The 14,536-nt window shown below is 65.2% G+C and carries 13 protein-coding genes and 1 tRNA gene; 3 read left to right on the top strand and 11 right to left on the bottom strand.

The window, feature by feature from the left end:
- Positions 1–47: 47 nt before the first annotated feature.
- The 4 genes from FHW85_RS12305 to FHW85_RS12290 form a co-directional block, all read right to left on the bottom strand.
- A complete protein-coding gene (locus FHW85_RS12305; RefSeq protein WP_168648404.1) occupies positions 48–605 on the bottom strand; it encodes a hypothetical protein in 558 nt (185 codons plus the stop codon).
- A gap of 925 nt (positions 606–1,530) precedes the next feature.
- Positions 1,531–1,827 carry an antitoxin VbhA family protein gene (locus FHW85_RS12300; protein WP_246866731.1) on the bottom strand — a complete coding sequence of 99 codons (297 nt, stop codon included), beginning with the start codon at positions 1,825–1,827 and terminating at the stop codon, positions 1,531–1,533.
- A 69-nt stretch (positions 1,828–1,896) separates the two neighbouring features.
- A complete protein-coding gene (locus tag FHW85_RS12295) occupies positions 1,897–2,766 on the bottom strand; it encodes a site-specific integrase (RefSeq protein WP_246866730.1) in 870 nt (289 codons plus the stop codon).
- A gap of 260 nt (positions 2,767–3,026) precedes the next feature.
- Positions 3,027–3,102: transfer RNA gene (locus FHW85_RS12290), tRNA-Ile, on the bottom strand.
- Positions 3,103–3,260: 158 nt separating this feature from the next.
- Here FHW85_RS12290 and FHW85_RS12285 point away from each other — a divergent pair.
- Complete coding sequence (locus FHW85_RS12285) at positions 3,261–3,635, top strand: SnoaL-like domain-containing protein (protein WP_168648402.1); 375 nt, start codon at positions 3,261–3,263, stop codon at positions 3,633–3,635.
- Between the two features lie 77 nt (positions 3,636–3,712).
- On the opposite strand, the gene rpoD is transcribed toward FHW85_RS12285, so the two are convergent.
- Positions 3,713–5,572 carry an RNA polymerase sigma factor RpoD gene (gene rpoD / locus FHW85_RS12280; RefSeq protein WP_167253174.1) on the bottom strand — a complete coding sequence of 620 codons (1,860 nt, stop codon included), beginning with the start codon at positions 5,570–5,572 and terminating at the stop codon, positions 3,713–3,715.
- A 167-nt stretch (positions 5,573–5,739) separates the two neighbouring features.
- The gene (gene dtd / locus FHW85_RS12275; RefSeq protein ID WP_167253176.1) at positions 5,740–6,180 is read right to left on the bottom strand and encodes a D-aminoacyl-tRNA deacylase; all 441 of its coding nucleotides are present in this window, start codon (positions 6,178–6,180) and stop codon (positions 5,740–5,742) included.
- Positions 6,181–6,279: 99 nt separating this feature from the next.
- On the opposite strand from dtd, the gene FHW85_RS12270 reads away from it, so the two are divergent.
- The gene (locus FHW85_RS12270) at positions 6,280–7,188 is read left to right on the top strand and encodes a lipid A biosynthesis acyltransferase (RefSeq protein ID WP_168648489.1); all 909 of its coding nucleotides are present in this window, start codon (positions 6,280–6,282) and stop codon (positions 7,186–7,188) included.
- 1 nt (position 7,189) lies between these two features.
- Here the strand turns inward: FHW85_RS12270 and FHW85_RS12265 are convergent, their stop codons facing one another.
- Genes FHW85_RS12265 through FHW85_RS12250 form a run of 4 tightly spaced genes read right to left on the bottom strand, consistent with a single transcriptional unit; the run spans position 7,190 to position 11,131 of the window.
- On the bottom strand, positions 7,190–7,519 hold the full coding sequence (locus FHW85_RS12265) for a hypothetical protein (protein WP_168648401.1): 330 nt from the start codon (positions 7,517–7,519) through the stop codon (positions 7,190–7,192).
- A complete protein-coding gene (locus FHW85_RS12260) occupies positions 7,516–9,222 on the bottom strand; it encodes a glycosyltransferase family 39 protein (protein WP_168648400.1) in 1,707 nt (568 codons plus the stop codon). Before FHW85_RS12260 ends, FHW85_RS12265 begins: the two co-directional genes overlap by 4 nt.
- A gap of 59 nt (positions 9,223–9,281) precedes the next feature.
- The gene (locus FHW85_RS12255; protein WP_168648399.1) at positions 9,282–10,313 is read right to left on the bottom strand and encodes a CDP-glycerol glycerophosphotransferase family protein; all 1,032 of its coding nucleotides are present in this window, start codon (positions 10,311–10,313) and stop codon (positions 9,282–9,284) included.
- Positions 10,314–10,315: 2 nt separating this feature from the next.
- A complete protein-coding gene (locus FHW85_RS12250) occupies positions 10,316–11,131 on the bottom strand; it encodes a glycosyltransferase family 2 protein (protein ID WP_167253184.1) in 816 nt (271 codons plus the stop codon).
- Between the two features lie 272 nt (positions 11,132–11,403).
- Here FHW85_RS12250 and FHW85_RS22570 point away from each other — a divergent pair, with 272 nt between their 5' ends.
- A complete protein-coding gene (locus FHW85_RS22570; protein WP_168648398.1) occupies positions 11,404–13,515 on the top strand; it encodes a glycosyltransferase in 2,112 nt (703 codons plus the stop codon).
- Here the strand turns inward: FHW85_RS22570 and FHW85_RS12240 are convergent.
- Complete coding sequence (locus FHW85_RS12240) at positions 13,498–14,526, bottom strand: glycosyl transferase family 1 (protein ID WP_168648397.1); 1,029 nt, start codon at positions 14,524–14,526, stop codon at positions 13,498–13,500. The two genes, FHW85_RS22570 and FHW85_RS12240, sit on opposite strands and share 18 nt — an antisense overlap.
- Positions 14,527–14,536: the final 10 nt, after the last annotated feature.

Genomic DNA, 14,536 nt, shown 5'->3' with positions numbered 1-14,536 from the left:
CTCCTTGGTAGTTTGGGTCGAAAGCGGATATTTACGGCGACGTGATTTCAGTCCATCGCATGCTGGTTGAGGGCTTCCTGAAGCGTTGCCGCCTCAGAGAATCCCATATGGATATAGAGCTCGATCCACCAACGTAGAGCTCGGCCATAGATGTCGAGATCGGGTGTTCGCTCGCCGTCTATACAAATCCAAACGCGGGTCTCTTTAGTTTCGTCGTCGTGTTCGACTTCAACGGTATGATTCTTCAGCTCGCCACGACTGATAGCGACGTGCTTTCCGGCGGTAGCCAGTTCGCGACAGATCGCTAGATCAATGCTGATCTCACGAACTCTATTGGCGAATGCCGGCCAGCTGTCATCGGCCGCACCCACTACGGCCGCCAACTCTGTCCGTCTTTCCTGCGGACAGGTCATCCATGTCCAGTCAGCCAAATGCCACGCCGTAGTTGCGGCGTTCTGCGACATGAACATTCGGATCAACGGGCTAGATACATCGGCTTCAAATATCTGCTGGCATTCCCAGAGTAGCTTCGAAAGCGGGCCAATTGGATCGTTACCGAGCAGGGTTTTGCTGAAGTCGATCTGTTCGCCGGAGTCATTAGCCATGTGGGAACTTCCCGTCCTCTACCTCGACGATAAGCTTGCCAACTGCAATCTCGAGATTTTTTCGACCCTTCAGCACGAATAACGCCCCTTCGCTCACTGCCTTAATGCTCAGAGTTGGTCGGAAGTAGACCTTTCCACAATATAGCCGTGAGCGCTCGTCGACACCCCCTTGGTAAGCTCCAAGGGGCGGCGCTTACCGGACTTGATGTTCCGCGGGCCAACATCCGCAGCGTTGAAGACATATCCAACGCTGCGACAGAGAATATTGACCACCCGTGTGTGGGTGTCGAAATGAGCTGGGCCGAACTGGTTGGCCGAACGCCAAATCCCGAGCGAGAGTGCCAAAAGCTGCCCCGCTTTTTTGCAGACTCCGCAAAAAACTCTTCTACCGATCCCCAAGCCGGGAAAGATCACGAGCGCTTCGACCCCTAGCTCAGCGTCTCAGCCATTGAGGCGGCCTTGGCCTGGCACCGATAGCAAGCGACTAAGCGTCCAGCATCGCCGAGATTACGAGTACGCGCACGCGTTTTTGACGTAGCACAAACTGTGCTACGCGAAACTCACTTTGTGGCACAGCTTAAATGGCTTCATGGTGCCACTTGCTGGTCATATCACCGGTGCGGTGTAGCACACCCCTTTATGTTCCACTAGGTAACATCTCCGGGGTACTGCAGCATCGGTCGTATGGCGGCCCCAAAATTTATCCAGCCATGAGCTGGTGCGGCAGCTTTAGCACCACGCGGCGACTCCACGCATGGAACGTCCGCCAAATTTGCAGAGTTCGCAAAAAAGGCTGTTTCGATTCAAGACATTGGTGTCCATGCTAGGCGGTCGGTCTTTCTATCGGCGAAGACAAACCGCGAGCAAGCTACCAAAATTTGCAGAGTCTGCAAAAAAGCCGCTATAGCGAAACCGTGCGGCGAACTTACGAGCCGCTGTTGGCTGCCGAATCGCCCATCAATTCAACCATGCTTATTTCACCGTTGACGTAGCGTCGAGCAAGCTCCTGCACGGCGTCGCTAGGGCTGAAGCCCTCAAGCCCCACCGTGGCCAACGCGTAATCCACTGCCTCTTGCCGACGCTGACGCTCCGCCACTGAGATTCCAGCGTTTCCATGAACTGTCACGTACTGACCCACCGCTTCGCCGCGCATGGCGGCGATAAAACGAGCGCGACTGTCCTCGCGCTCACTTGCTTCGACGATGATGTGCTTTCTGGTCATAGCGTAACCCCAGCAATACCCGACCAAATGTTTGGCCCACCAGAGGTATCCGACCCAACGATCCCGAAGCTATCTTTTACGAAGAGTATCAAGTCTGCTCACAAGGTCTTCTGCCCTTAGATGCGTGTAGCGCTTGAGCATCTGCATCGACTTATGACCACTTATCGCAGCCACTTCTTGATCACTAAGTCCACCTTCTACAAGCCGGCTAACCGCCTCATGGCGCAAGTCATGAAATCGCAAGTCACCGACGCCCAATTCGGCTTTTATGCCAAGCCAAGCCTTGTTGAAATTATATGGTCTACGTTGACCATCTCTTCCCGGTTCCCCGAAAAAGATGAGGTCACAATCTTTCGGTCGTACCGGATTTGACAATGCCGCAGCGAGCACCTCCTTCGCGTGCTGAGTCAGGGGCACGGTGCGGGCGCTGTCATTCTTCGTCTTGCTTAGGCGCACGATGCGACGACCAAGATCAACCTGACCCTTAGTTAGGCCAGTGATCTCCGAGGATCGCATTCCGGTTTCAAGTGCCAGATCGAAAATCCAGCGAAGCATGGAATTTGAATGGACTCCTACAGCCTTGCGAAGCCGTCGCTCCTCATCCCGAGACAGTCGCCGATCACGACCCTCGCCAGCGCTGGGCTTCCGAATGTTAGCGACGGGGTTTTGGGCCAAACCTATACGCCACTCCTTTATGGCCACCGAGAACAAGTGACTGGCAAGCGCCAACTCCAGACGAACCGTGTTGGGCTTCCTACCCTCTCCGAGCCGCTGGTCACGATATCGAGCGACCAAGTCGGCGTTTACTGCAGCCAATGAATATTTTCCGAAGAAGAGACGCAGGGAGGCTGCCTTGAGGCGTTCCGCCTTCTGCGTTGATTCCTTCTTGGTAGGCGTGACCTCGGCGAGGTAGCGATCCAACGCCAAGCCGAAGGTCATTCGTTCTGACGGCGCTCGTTGAATGAAGACGCCACGAACCATCTCGTCTTCAGTTCGGCGTGCCCAATCCTCTGCGTCACGTTTTGTGCGGAAAGTCTTTGCCGACGTCGGCCAACCTTGTTTGCGGATGACTGCTTTCCACGTACCAGAGGGAGTCTTTACTAGGGTCGCCATGGGAGGACCGCGATTCGGTGGTGTACTGAAACTGTACCTTGTACCGAGGGACTTTCAACTGAAAGTCGGAAAAAACCCTGAATTTATGGTGGGCCCACCAGGATTCGAACCTGGAACCAAGGGATTATGAGTCCCCTGCTCTAACCGTTGAGCTATAGGCCCTGACGCTGCCAGCCGCATTGCACGGCCAGATCACGCAACAGCCCGTCATGTTAGCTACACACCCAGGGACCGTCGAGAGCGCCGCCCCCACCCACCGGCACATCCAGACTTATCCCATCCGGCGTAGGCTCATAAGCCCTTTGACCCGGAGGTGCACGATGAGCACGGAATCGGTAGCGAAGCGGTTGGTGGCTTTGTGTCGCGAGGGCAAGTACGAGGAGGCGCAGAAGGAGTTGTATTCCAAGGATGCCGAAAGCATCGAGCCGGAGGGCGCGCCGGGTGGTGCGCTGGGCAATGTGAAGGGGCTGGATGCCATCTTCGAGAAGGGACGCAAGTTCCAGGAATCGATCGTGGAAGTGCATGGCGGCAACGTCAGCGACGCGGTGGTGGCCGGCAACTGGTTCAGCCTGGAAATGACGCTGGACGTGACCATGAAGGAATACGGCCGCGTGAACATGACGGAGATCTGCGTCTATCACGTCAACAAGGACGGCAAGATCGACCGCGAGCAGTTCTTCTACGACATGGGTTGAGCCGCTACGCCCGGCGCAAAAGAAAAGCCCCGCATGCGCGGGGCTTTTCGCTTTCTGCCGTTCGCTTAAGGTAGCGATCAATCGATATCGAGGAACGAACGCAGCTGCTCCGAGCGGCTCGGGTGGCGCAGCTTGCGCAGGGCCTTGGCTTCGATCTGGCGGATGCGCTCGCGGGTCACGTCGAACTGCTTGCCGACCTCTTCCAGGGTGTGGTCGGTATTCATGTCGATGCCGAAGCGCATGCGCAGCACCTTGGCCTCCCGCGGGGTGAGGCCGGCGAGCACTTCGCGCACGGTTTCCATCAGGCCGGTTTCCGTGGCCGACTCGATCGGCGAGCTGGCGTTGGTGTCCTCGATGAAATCGCCCAGATGCGAGTCTTCGTCGTCGCCGATGGGGGTTTCCATCGAGATCGGTTCCTTCGCGATCTTCAGCACCTTGCGGATCTTGTCTTCCGGCATCTCCATTTCCTTGGCCAGTTCTTCCGGCGTCGGCTCGCGGCCGAACTGCTGGAGCATCTGGCGGGAGATGCGGTTGAGCTTGTTGATCGTCTCGATCATGTGCACCGGAATGCGGATGGTGCGCGCCTGGTCGGCGATCGAGCGGGTAATGGCCTGGCGGATCCACCAGGTGGCGTAGGTGGAGAACTTGTAGCCGCGGCGGTATTCGAACTTGTCCACCGCCTTCATCAGGCCGATGTTGCCTTCCTGGATGAGGTCCAGGAACTGCAGGCCGCGGTTGGTGTACTTCTTGGCGATCGAGATCACCAGGCGCAGGTTCGCCTCCACCATTTCCTTCTTGGCGCGGCGGGCCTTGGCCTCGCCGACCGACATGGTGCGGTTGATTTCCTTGATGTCGGTGAGCGGCAGGAACAGCTTGTGCTCGATGGAAGCGAGCTTTTCCTGCTCGGCGTCGATCGCTTCCTTGTAGTTCTTGATGTTCGGCGACCACTTCTGGCGCTTGCGGCCCAGCTCGTTCGCCCACTCGAGGTTGCCCTCGTTGCTGGGGAAGGTCTTGATGAACTCGGCCTTGGGCATCTTCACCTGCTTGACGAAGATGTCCATCAGCACGCGCTCGTGGTGGCGGATGTCGTTCACCACCTCGCGCAGCTTGCGCACGAAGCTGTCGATCAGCGCGGACGGCAGCTTGAGCTTGAGGAATTCCTCGGCCATCTGCTCGCGCAGCTTGATGATCTTCTTGTCGCCGATGTCGGTGGTCTTGGCCGAGGCCTTCTGGAACTTGCCGTAGTAGTCGCGCAGCAGTTCCATGCGGCGCTTGACCTCTTCCGGATCGGGGCCGGTCGGGCCGGTCTCCTCGTCCTCGCTGGCGCCTTCGGTTTCCTCGTCCTCGTCGGCTTCGGCGTCGCTGTCGCTGGCTTCCACCTCGGCGGCGGCCAGGGCGGCGTCGGCGGCTTCCTCCAGGTCGGCGAAGCCGGCCAGGATCTCGCTCAGGCGGCGCTTGCCGTCCAGGTGCTGGTCGTATTCCTCCAGCAGCATCTCGATGGTGAGCGGGAAGCTGGCCAGCGCGGTCTGCACCTGGCCCAGGCCTTCCTCGATGCGCTTGGCGATGGCGATTTCGCCCTCGCGGGTGAGCAGCTCGACCGTGCCCATCTCGCGCATGTACATGCGCACCGGGTCGGTGGTGCGGCCCACTTCGGAGTCGACGGCCGACAGCAGGGCGACGGCTTCTTCGGCCGCGGCCTCGTCGTCGGTGGCGGTGCCACTGGCGTTGTCGGAAAGCGGGTCGGCGTCCGGGGCGGCATCGTGCACTTCGATGCCCACGCCCTTGAGGACGGCCATGATGTCTTCGATCTGCTCCGGATCGACGATGTCGTCGGGCAGGTGGTCATTGATTTCGGCGTAGGTCAGGTAGCCCTGCTCGAGACCTTTGGAGATAAGCGCCTTGATTTCAGACTGTTGCTCGGGAGCTTTGTTGTTCATACCTACCGCCGCGGATGCAGGAACCGATCAGTATAGCGATGTGATGCTTTTTTGACCAGTTTTCAAGTGAAAGATATGGGCATCCGGCGTACGCAAAAAGCGCGCCAAACACCCGTTGTCTGAGAAGTTTTTTTCGGAATCGTCGCGGTAGCCCGGTGGGTCCGCGGTCATGGCGTTTCGAGCCAGAAGGTGACCGGTCCGTCGTTGACCAGCTGGACTTTCATATGGGCACCGAAGCGCCCGATTTCCACCCCCGGGTGCGCGGCCCGGGCCAGTTCCACCAGGCGGTCGAACCAGCGCCGGCCCTGCTCGGGCGAGGCGGCGCTGGTGAAGCTGGGGCGCATGCCGGAGCGGGTGTCGGCGGCCAGGGTGAACTGGCTGACCAGCAGCAGCTGGCCGCCGGTGTCCTTGAGCGAGCGGTTCATGCGGCCCTGTTCATCGGCGAACACGCGGTAGCCGAGCAGGCGCTCGAGCATGCGGCGGGTGCTGGCTTCGTCGTCGGCCGGCTGCACCGCCACCAGGGCGAGCAGGCCGGGGCCGATGGCGCCGACGGTTTCTTCGGCCACGTCGACTTGGGCGGAAAGGACGCGCTGGATCAGGGCGATCATCGATAAGCGGCTGCGGCGGACGGCGGGGCGCAAAGATTAACCACAAAACGAGGCAGCGGCCGGAGGGTACACGGCTTGAGCCGCTACACTGTGCGGCTCATGCGCTTCGATATCTTCCTGCTCTACCTCCTGCTGCGCCTGGTCGGCCTGCTGCCCCTGCGGGCCCTGCACGGCGTGGGCGCGCTGCTGGGCCGGCTGTCGCTGCGGCTGGACGGCAAGACCGTGCAGAACACCGCGGTGAACATCCGCATCTCCCGGCCGCGGCTGGACGCGCCGGCCCGCGCGGCGCTGCTGCGCGAGGTGATGATCGAGAGCGGCAAGTCGATCACCGAGATCGCCAAGATCTGGGGCAGCGATGCCGAGCGCGCGCTGGACCTGGTGCGCGAGGTGCGCGGCGAGGCGCTGTTCGACGCGGCGCTGGCATCCGGCCGCGGCGTGATCATCGCCGCGCCGCACCTGGGTTGCTGGGAACTGCTCAATTACTGGCTGTGCCGCAAGACGCCGATGGCGATCCTGTACCGGCCGCCGCGCATCGCCGCAGTCGAGGGCCTGCTGCGCAAGGCGCGCGGCGCGCTGGCGCCGGAACAGGTGCGCGCCGAGGGCGCCGGGGTGCGCACGCTGTTCAAGCGGCTGGGCGCGGGCGGCACGGTGGGCATCCTGCCGGACCAGAAACCGCGCGAAGGCGAGGGCGAGTTCGCTCCGTTCTTCGGCCGCGAAGCGCTGACCATGGTGCTGCTGCCGCGGCTGGCGGCGCGCACGGGGGCGACGGTGCTGTTCGCGTTCGCCGAGCGGCTGCCGCGTGGCGAGGGCTTCCGCATCCATCTGCTGCCGGCGCCGGAAGGGCTGGCGGATGCGGATCAGCGCGTGGCGTGCACGGCGCTCAACCGCGGTGTGCAGAACTGCGTGGAATTGGCCTATGCGCAGTATCAGTGGCACTACAAGCGGTATTCGGCGAACGATCGGCCCAGTCCGTACGACCACCCGGAAGTGCTGGACGACGCGCGCTGAGTCAGCCCGCGTCCTTCGGCTCCAGCCGGCGCAGGAACACGGCCATTTCCTTTTCCGCCTGCTTGTCGCCACGCTCGCGCGCGGCGTCGATGCCTTGCCGCCACGCTTCCGCGGCGCCGGCGCGGTCTTCCACCGCCAGCAGCGCCTTGCCCAGCAGTTTCCACGCAGCGGAATAGCGCGGATCGAACCGCACGGCGTGGCGCAATTCCTCGGCCGCCGCCGGTGCATCGCCCTCGGCCAGCAAGGCATGGCCCAGCGAGAAACGCAGCAGCGCACCGTCGCGGGGGCCGCCGCACTGCGCGCGCAGGTTGGCGATCAGCGGCGAGCTCATTGCATCGCGCGGTACCGCCACGCGTCGACCTGGTACAGCCGGGTCGGGTGCGGCGGCTCGGCCGGGGTGTGGCCGGCGCGCTGGGCGGCCAGCGACGAGGCCGGCCAGATCACCACCCAGCTGGAGCGGAACGGCTGCACCAGCAGCGGGTAGCGCAGGTCGGCGTCGGCCAGTTTCTCGGGGCGGGTGATGATCAGGCCGTCCGGATGCAGGCGGGCGAAGGCCTGGATCGACTCGCCCTCGCTCAGCCGCTCGATCGGCCGGCTCAGGCGGCCTTCGAAATGGAACTGGCCTTCGTAGTTGCCCACGTAGCCGATGGCGCGGCCTTCGCCATCCGCCGCGCCCAGCAGGCGGGCGGCCGGGCGCAGGTCGAAGTTCGGCCACATGGTCAGGGTGAACAGCGTGTTGAGCGCCAGCACGCCGATCAGCCCGGCCACCGCCAGCCGGCGCAGCTCACCGCGGCCGCGCAGCAGCAGCAGCGCGCCGAGCACCACGAACACCACGCTGAAGAAGCGGCTGTACTGCGAGGTCGAATCGATGAACTCGCCGTGCATCAGGTTGTGCGCCACCAGGTTCGGCAGCACGAACAGGAACACCGCGAACAGGATGCCGCCCACGCCCAGCGGCCAGGTGCCCAGCCACGCCGTATTGGCCAGCTTGGGCCGCTGCTCGCGCAGCACCGCGATGGCGCCGGCCAGCAGCAGGCAGGCGCCGGCGAATTCGGGCAGCGGGTAGTACAGCTGCTTGCCGCTGATCAGCGAGAACGCCAGCAGCACCGGCAGCAGCCAGCACAGGCCGAAGCGGATGCCCGGCTCCAGCGGACGGCGCAGCGCGCCCAGCGCCACCCAGGCGCGCGGCCAGCCGCTGAACGGGAACAGCAGGGCCGGGATCATGGTGAGGTACCACCAGAACGGGCGGGCGTGGTCGAACGCATCCACCACGCGGCCGGCGGTCTGGGTGAAGAACAGGCGGTGGCGATAGTCGTCGCCGCCGCTGAAGCCGGCCGGCAGCGCCCAGGCCAGCAGGATGATGCCGCCCAGCAGCACCGCCAGCAGGCCGCGGCCGTACCAGCGCCCGCGGTGGCGGTTGGCCCAGTCGTTCCACAGCGGGCCCAGCAGCCAGGGGAAGGCCACGTGCAGCAGCATCACCGGGCCCTTGGTCATCAGGCCGGCGCCGATGCACAGGCCGAACAGCAGCCAGCGCGGCTCCTCGCGGCCGGCCTTCGGGGTGAGGGTGAGCAGCGCCGCCAGCACCCATACCGCCAGCAGCACCTCGTACATCACCTGCAGGCCGAACAGGAAGGCGTAGCCCAGCGCCAGCAGCATCCACGGCGCGCCCTTGGCCACCCACGGGCGGTTGGGGAACAGGCGCCGCGCCAGCGTGGCCAGCAGCACAAGCTGGGTGCCGCCGAAGATCACTTCCAGCACGCGCGGCCACACGTCGTTCACGCCGAACACGAACCAGCCGGCGTGGATCATCCAGAACAGCAGCGGCACCTTGTCGCTATAGGGCTGGCCATTGATGTGCGGCACCAGCCAGTGGCCGTGGCTCCACATCTCCCACGCCACCGCCAGGGTGCGGGTCGAATACAGCGGCATCGGGCCATGCGAGAAGATCGCCAGCAGGGCGACCACGGTCCACAGCGGCAGCCAGGGCCACAGGGAGCGCAGGTGTTCGGAACGGCTGTAGGCGCTGGAAGGCAAGGGGGCAGCTCTTTCTCAGGAGGGTTGCGATTCTAGTGCGGCTTTTCTGTCCGGAGGCTTTAGGAGCGCGCCGGACCCCAATAGCCGATGCGGCGCCGCAGCTTGAGCTTGCGCCACCAGTTGCCCGGCTTCGGCTTGCGGTTGCGCCCGCCCTTGGCGATGAAGGCGTCGATGGCATCCAGCACGCGCTCGCTGGAATGGCCGTCGCGGTACGGGTGGATGGCGTCGGCGAAGTCGCAGATGGCCTGCATCAGCTCCGGCGGCCGGCTCAGCGCGCGGCGGATGGCCGGCTCGAACTGCGCGGCATCATCGATATCGATCAGCTGCGGCCCCGGGCGGCGGTTCTTGAAGGTGACCACCGGCTTGCCGGTGAGCAGGAACTCGCTCAGCGCCGAGGACGTGTCCGAACACATCATGTCGGCCCGCGGGAACAGCTCCAGGATGTTGTCGTTCTCCGCGAACGTGAGGTGCTCGCCCTGCAGCGCCTTGAACTTGGCCACCGTCTCCGGATTCATCTTCGGATGGAAGGTGACGATCCACTGCCACTCGCCGCTGCTGGAGAGGCGCTTCACCTCGTCGTACAGGGTCTCGGCCGCGCTCCACGAGGGCGAAAAAGTGGAGTGGTAGAGGATCACCGGCTTCTCGCGCACCGGCGGCAGCGGGCCGGCGATCTCCTTCATGAAGGGGTCGAGCTTGGGCCAGCCGGTCTCGGCCACCGCGAAGTGGCCCAGCTCGTCGGCCAGCGCCTGGAATTGCGCGGTGTCGCGCGGACCGGTGGTGCAGTACAGGTCGAAGAAGCCGCGGATATAGATGTGGCGAGGCTTGCCGGCGTCGAAGCCGTGGAAGGTCTCCACCTTCACGCCGGGGAAGAAATGCGGCAGATGGTTGGACGAGGTGATGCAGGCGATCGGCTTCCACGCGCGCACTTCGCTCACCGTGAGCAGCCGCTCGCCTTCGGCCAGGTCTTCCGCGCCGGGGCCGTCGAAGAACCATGCCGCCTCGTCGCCGCGCGCGCGGATGGCCTCCTGTACCGGCCGCAGGATGGCCAGCGCATAGCGCTCGGAGCCGTACAGAAGGTAGTGCTTGGGCATGGTCAGCGGTCGATTCCGTGGCGGTGGAGCGCGGCGGCCGCGCTCTCGATGGAGGCCGGGTTATGGCGCATCTCGTAGTAACGCATGCGCTTGTACACCGCATACGAGGCGGCGGTCTGGGCGATGGCGTAGCCGCGCCAGCCGTCGAGGAAGGCCAGGCGGAACAGGTAGTCCTTGAGGAAGGCCAGCGCGAACACGAACGGCGTCTGCCACATGCGCACGGGCTTGTCCTTCTCCAGCCAGTCGCGGCACTTCAGCTCCGCGTAGCGCAGCACCTTGATCTGCTTCTCCGGCAGGCTGGGGTTGTTCTCGTGGTTGAAGCGGGCCTGGAAGATGGCCGAAGGGCCGTCGAAGCGCAGCGACTCGTGCACGCGCACGTCGGCCCAGCGGGCGCGGCCTCGGTGGTAGAGGCGGGCCATCTTCTCGCCCATCGAGGGCAGGTAGAAGCGCATCGGCGCACCCATGTAGATGGTGGCGCGGCGCAGCCACACGGCGCAGGTGTCGCCGGCCATCAGGGCCGGCAGCTTCGCGGCGATCTCCTCGGCCAGGGCCGGGGTGAGGTATTCGTCGGCGTCCAGCGCCAGGATCCAGTCGTGGCCGGCCTGGGTGCTGGCGAAGTTGCGCTGCGGGCCGAAGCCCAGCCAGTCCTGGTGCACCACGCGTGCGCCGTGGGCCTGGGCGAGCGCCACCGTGTCGTCGGTGCTGCCGCTGTCGATCACCACTTTTTCGGCGGCGAACGGCACGCTGTCCAGGCAACGGGCGATGTTCTTCGCCTCGTTGTAGGTCATCACGACGAGGGTGAGGGGGAGCGTCTGCATCCGGCGATTCTAGCCGATGGCTTCTGCCGCCCGCCCCAAACCCTCCGGCGCAGGTTGGGGTGAGCCAACGGCGAACCCCAACCTGCGCTGGCTTGCTCCGGCGTTGCGCAAATGCGCCGGCCGAACGTTCTGCTTTGGGTTATGTCCCCGTTCGCGCTCCGTTTCCCCCGGTATGGGTATCCTTGCGCACGGTTGTGCGTTGACTGGTGGGGTCTGGCTCCAGCGGCACCCCCCGGTTGACAGGAATCGCCTCGAGAATGTGGAAGGACAGCTTGAAAGACACCGTGCATGCCGGGGCAAGGGAAGAAGGCCTGGCCGCCCAGTTCAAGCGGCGCTGGCTGGCTTTGCCGGCGTGGCTGCGCCTGTGGATGCTGCTGGGCCTGGGCTGGCTGCTGGTCGGCATGGCGGCCAGTCCGCCGGGACCGAAGGTCTGGAATCCGGGCAAGTACTACCACGACAGCCTGATCGCGCTGTTCCTGCTGCCGGCCGCCTGGCTGACCTGGTCCTGGCGCCGCGCGCTGGCGCGCGGCCTGCTGGAGGCGCGCGAAGGCAAGCTGCTGCTGGCCTTCCTCGGCTGGACCCTGCTGTCGGTGATCTGGGCGCGCAACGGCACGCTCGGCGACGACGCGGTGGTGGTCCTCTACGTGCTGGCCTTCGTGCTGCTGCTGGGCAGCCTGGTCGCGGGCCAGCCGCGGCGCGCGCAGGCGCTGCTCTATTGGGCGGGCGCCGGCCTGGGGCTGGCGGCCCTGGTGTCGATGGCGGTGTTCCCGCTGCGCGTGGGTTCGACCTGGCAGGAGCAGGACCGCCTGGTCGGCTTCGGCACCCTGGACAACCCCAACCTCGCCGCCTTCGCCTTCGGCGCCGCCAGCGTGTGGCTGCTGCAGCTGTCGGTGCGCGGGCGCTGGCAGCGGGTGCTGCAGATCGGCTCGATCGTGGCGCTGATGACCTTCGTGCTGCTGACCTTCACCCGCTCGATCTGGCTGGCCCTGATCGCTACCCAGGCGGTGATGCTGCTGGCCGCGCCGCACCGGCACATCCGCCGCCGCGCCGCGGCGATGCTGGGCGTGGCCGCGGTGATCATTGCCTTGGGAGGCTGGCAGTACATGAAGGACCGCGGCCTGTCCTACCGGCCGGAGATCCTGCAGCAGTCGCTGGTGCTGATCGGCCAGCACCCGTGGCTGGGCCTGGGCATGGGCAGCCACTACGACATCGTCGGCCAGGGCCAGACCTGGGAACACAGCCACAACATCCTCAGCCACCTGGCGATCCTGCTCGGCGTGCCGGGCATGCTGCTGTGGGCGCTGCTGTGGCTGGTGATGGGCTGGCGCGCCTGGCGCTACCGCCACGTGATGCTGGGGCGGGTGATGCTGGCGCTGTGGATCTACGCCAGCGTGGCCTGGCAGTTCGACGCCCCGCAGCTGCTGCGCCGCCCCGACGTGGAATGGCTGCTCGGCTGGCTGCCGCTGGCGCTGAGCCTGGGCCTGTCGTGGAGCATCCGCACGCGCGGCGCGCGCACCGCGCCGCGTTCGGTCAGCCTGCTGGTGCTGACCTACAACTGGCCCGAGGCGCTGGAGCGCGTGCTGGCCAGCGCGGCGGCGCAGAGCCGCCTGCCGGACGAAGTGATCGTGGCCGACGACGGCTCCGGCCCCGCCACGCGCGCGGTGATCGAGCGCATGGCTAAAAGCTTCCCGGTGCCGCTGCGCCACGTATGGCAGGAAGACCTGGGCTTCCGCGCCTCGCGCAGCCGCAATCTCGGCATCGCCGCCAGCCGCGGCGAATACGTGGTGATGATCGACGGCGACATGGTGCTGCACCCGGACTTCATCGCCGACCACCTCGCCCTGGCCGGGCGCGGCTATTTCCTGCAGGGCGGCCGCTTCAAGAACAGCGAGCGGGAATCCAGGCGCCTGCTGGCCGGCGGCCGGCCGGTGTTCGCGCCCTGGGCCGATGCGGATTTCCAGGTGTTCGACGGCATCAAGCGCCTATATGCGTTCCGTTCGCTGCCGCTCGCACGCTGGAAATCCCGCGCGCGCAGCGGCGGCCGCGTGATGAGCTGCAATATGAGCTGCTGGCGCGACGACCTGCTGCGCGTGAACGGCTTCGACGAACAGATGGAAGGCTACGGCGCGGAAGACCGCGAACTGGCCGCGCGCTTAGGCAACGCCGGCGTGCGCCGCCGCGCGCTCAAGTGGGCCGCGCTGGCCGCGCACCTGGAACACCGCAGCCGCGCGCAGGAAGAAGTGGACGATCCCAGCCTGCCGAACAACCAGATCTATCTGCGCACCGTGCGCGAGCACATCGTGCGCTGCGAGCGGGGCATCGACGGCCACCTGGCGGCGATGGCCGCCGGAGAGAACTACGAAATCTCAGCCGCGACCGGCTGAGTCGGCCAGCGCCTGGCGGATGCGCGGGACGAAACCCGCGCTGTTGTCGAGGAACCATTGCCGCGCCCTGGCGCCCATCTGTGCGACGTCCGCTTCCGGCATCGCCAGCGCGCGCGCCACGGCGGTTTCCAGCGCGGCTTCGTCGAACTGGTAAGTGGTCGCCTGTCCCATCCGGCCGGTCTGCGCATAAGGCACCAGCAGGCCGCGTTCGGCGGTGACGATCTCGTTCATCGGCGGCGCGTCGACCACGAAGGTGATCGCGCCCACGCCCAGCGCCTCGACGATGTAGTGGCCCCAGCCCTCGATCTCCGAGGTGCAGATCTGGAACAGATGGCTGTTCTGCAGGCGGCTCAATTCCGCGTACTGCGCCGGCACGTTGCCGTCGAGGAACTGGCGCAGGTGGCGGATATTCGGGGCGCTCAGATCCTGCGGCGCACAGGCCGGATGCTGCAGCACGGTGAGCGTCGGCCATTCCGGATGGCGCCGCCATACCGCGAGCAGGCGGTCGGTGCCGCGCGTGACGCTGCCGCCGGCCAGGTGGAAGAAGGCGCGTTCGCGCGGCACCGCGGCGTCGTAGCGGTCCTCGCTGTCGAAACCCACCATGGAGGTCGGTTTGCCCAGGCCGCGGAATACCTCCACCGCGTCGTTGGTCTTGCACCACACGCGCGCCACGCGCGGCAGGTGCAGCACGTCCTTGGCATCGAACCAGGCCGTATTGGGCAGCGCGATGGTCTGCCGCGCCAGGCCGAAATGCGCCGGCCACAGATGTTCGAACATGATGTTGAGATCGAAGCGCGGCGGCTCGCGGTGGCGCATGGCGAAACGCCAGCGGCGCAGGTCGCCGCGCAGTCCCTTGCGGCCCAGCGACCAGCGTACTTTCTCGTCCGCATCGGTCAGCCGCGTGAAGTGCACCGTGCAGCCGCAGGCCTTCAGCGCCTCGGCGGTGAACTGCAGGTCGCGGCTCAGGCCCAGGCCGTTGTCGGGTGCGATGAGATTGACGCTGGTGCTCATGGAGGATGCG

Source organism: Dyella sp. SG609, assembly GCF_012275375.1.
GTDB lineage: Bacteria > Pseudomonadota > Gammaproteobacteria > Xanthomonadales > Rhodanobacteraceae > Dyella_D > Dyella_D marensis.
The sequence above is the reverse complement of the archived record's forward strand: the minus strand, read 5'-3'. Positions and strand labels throughout refer to the sequence as shown.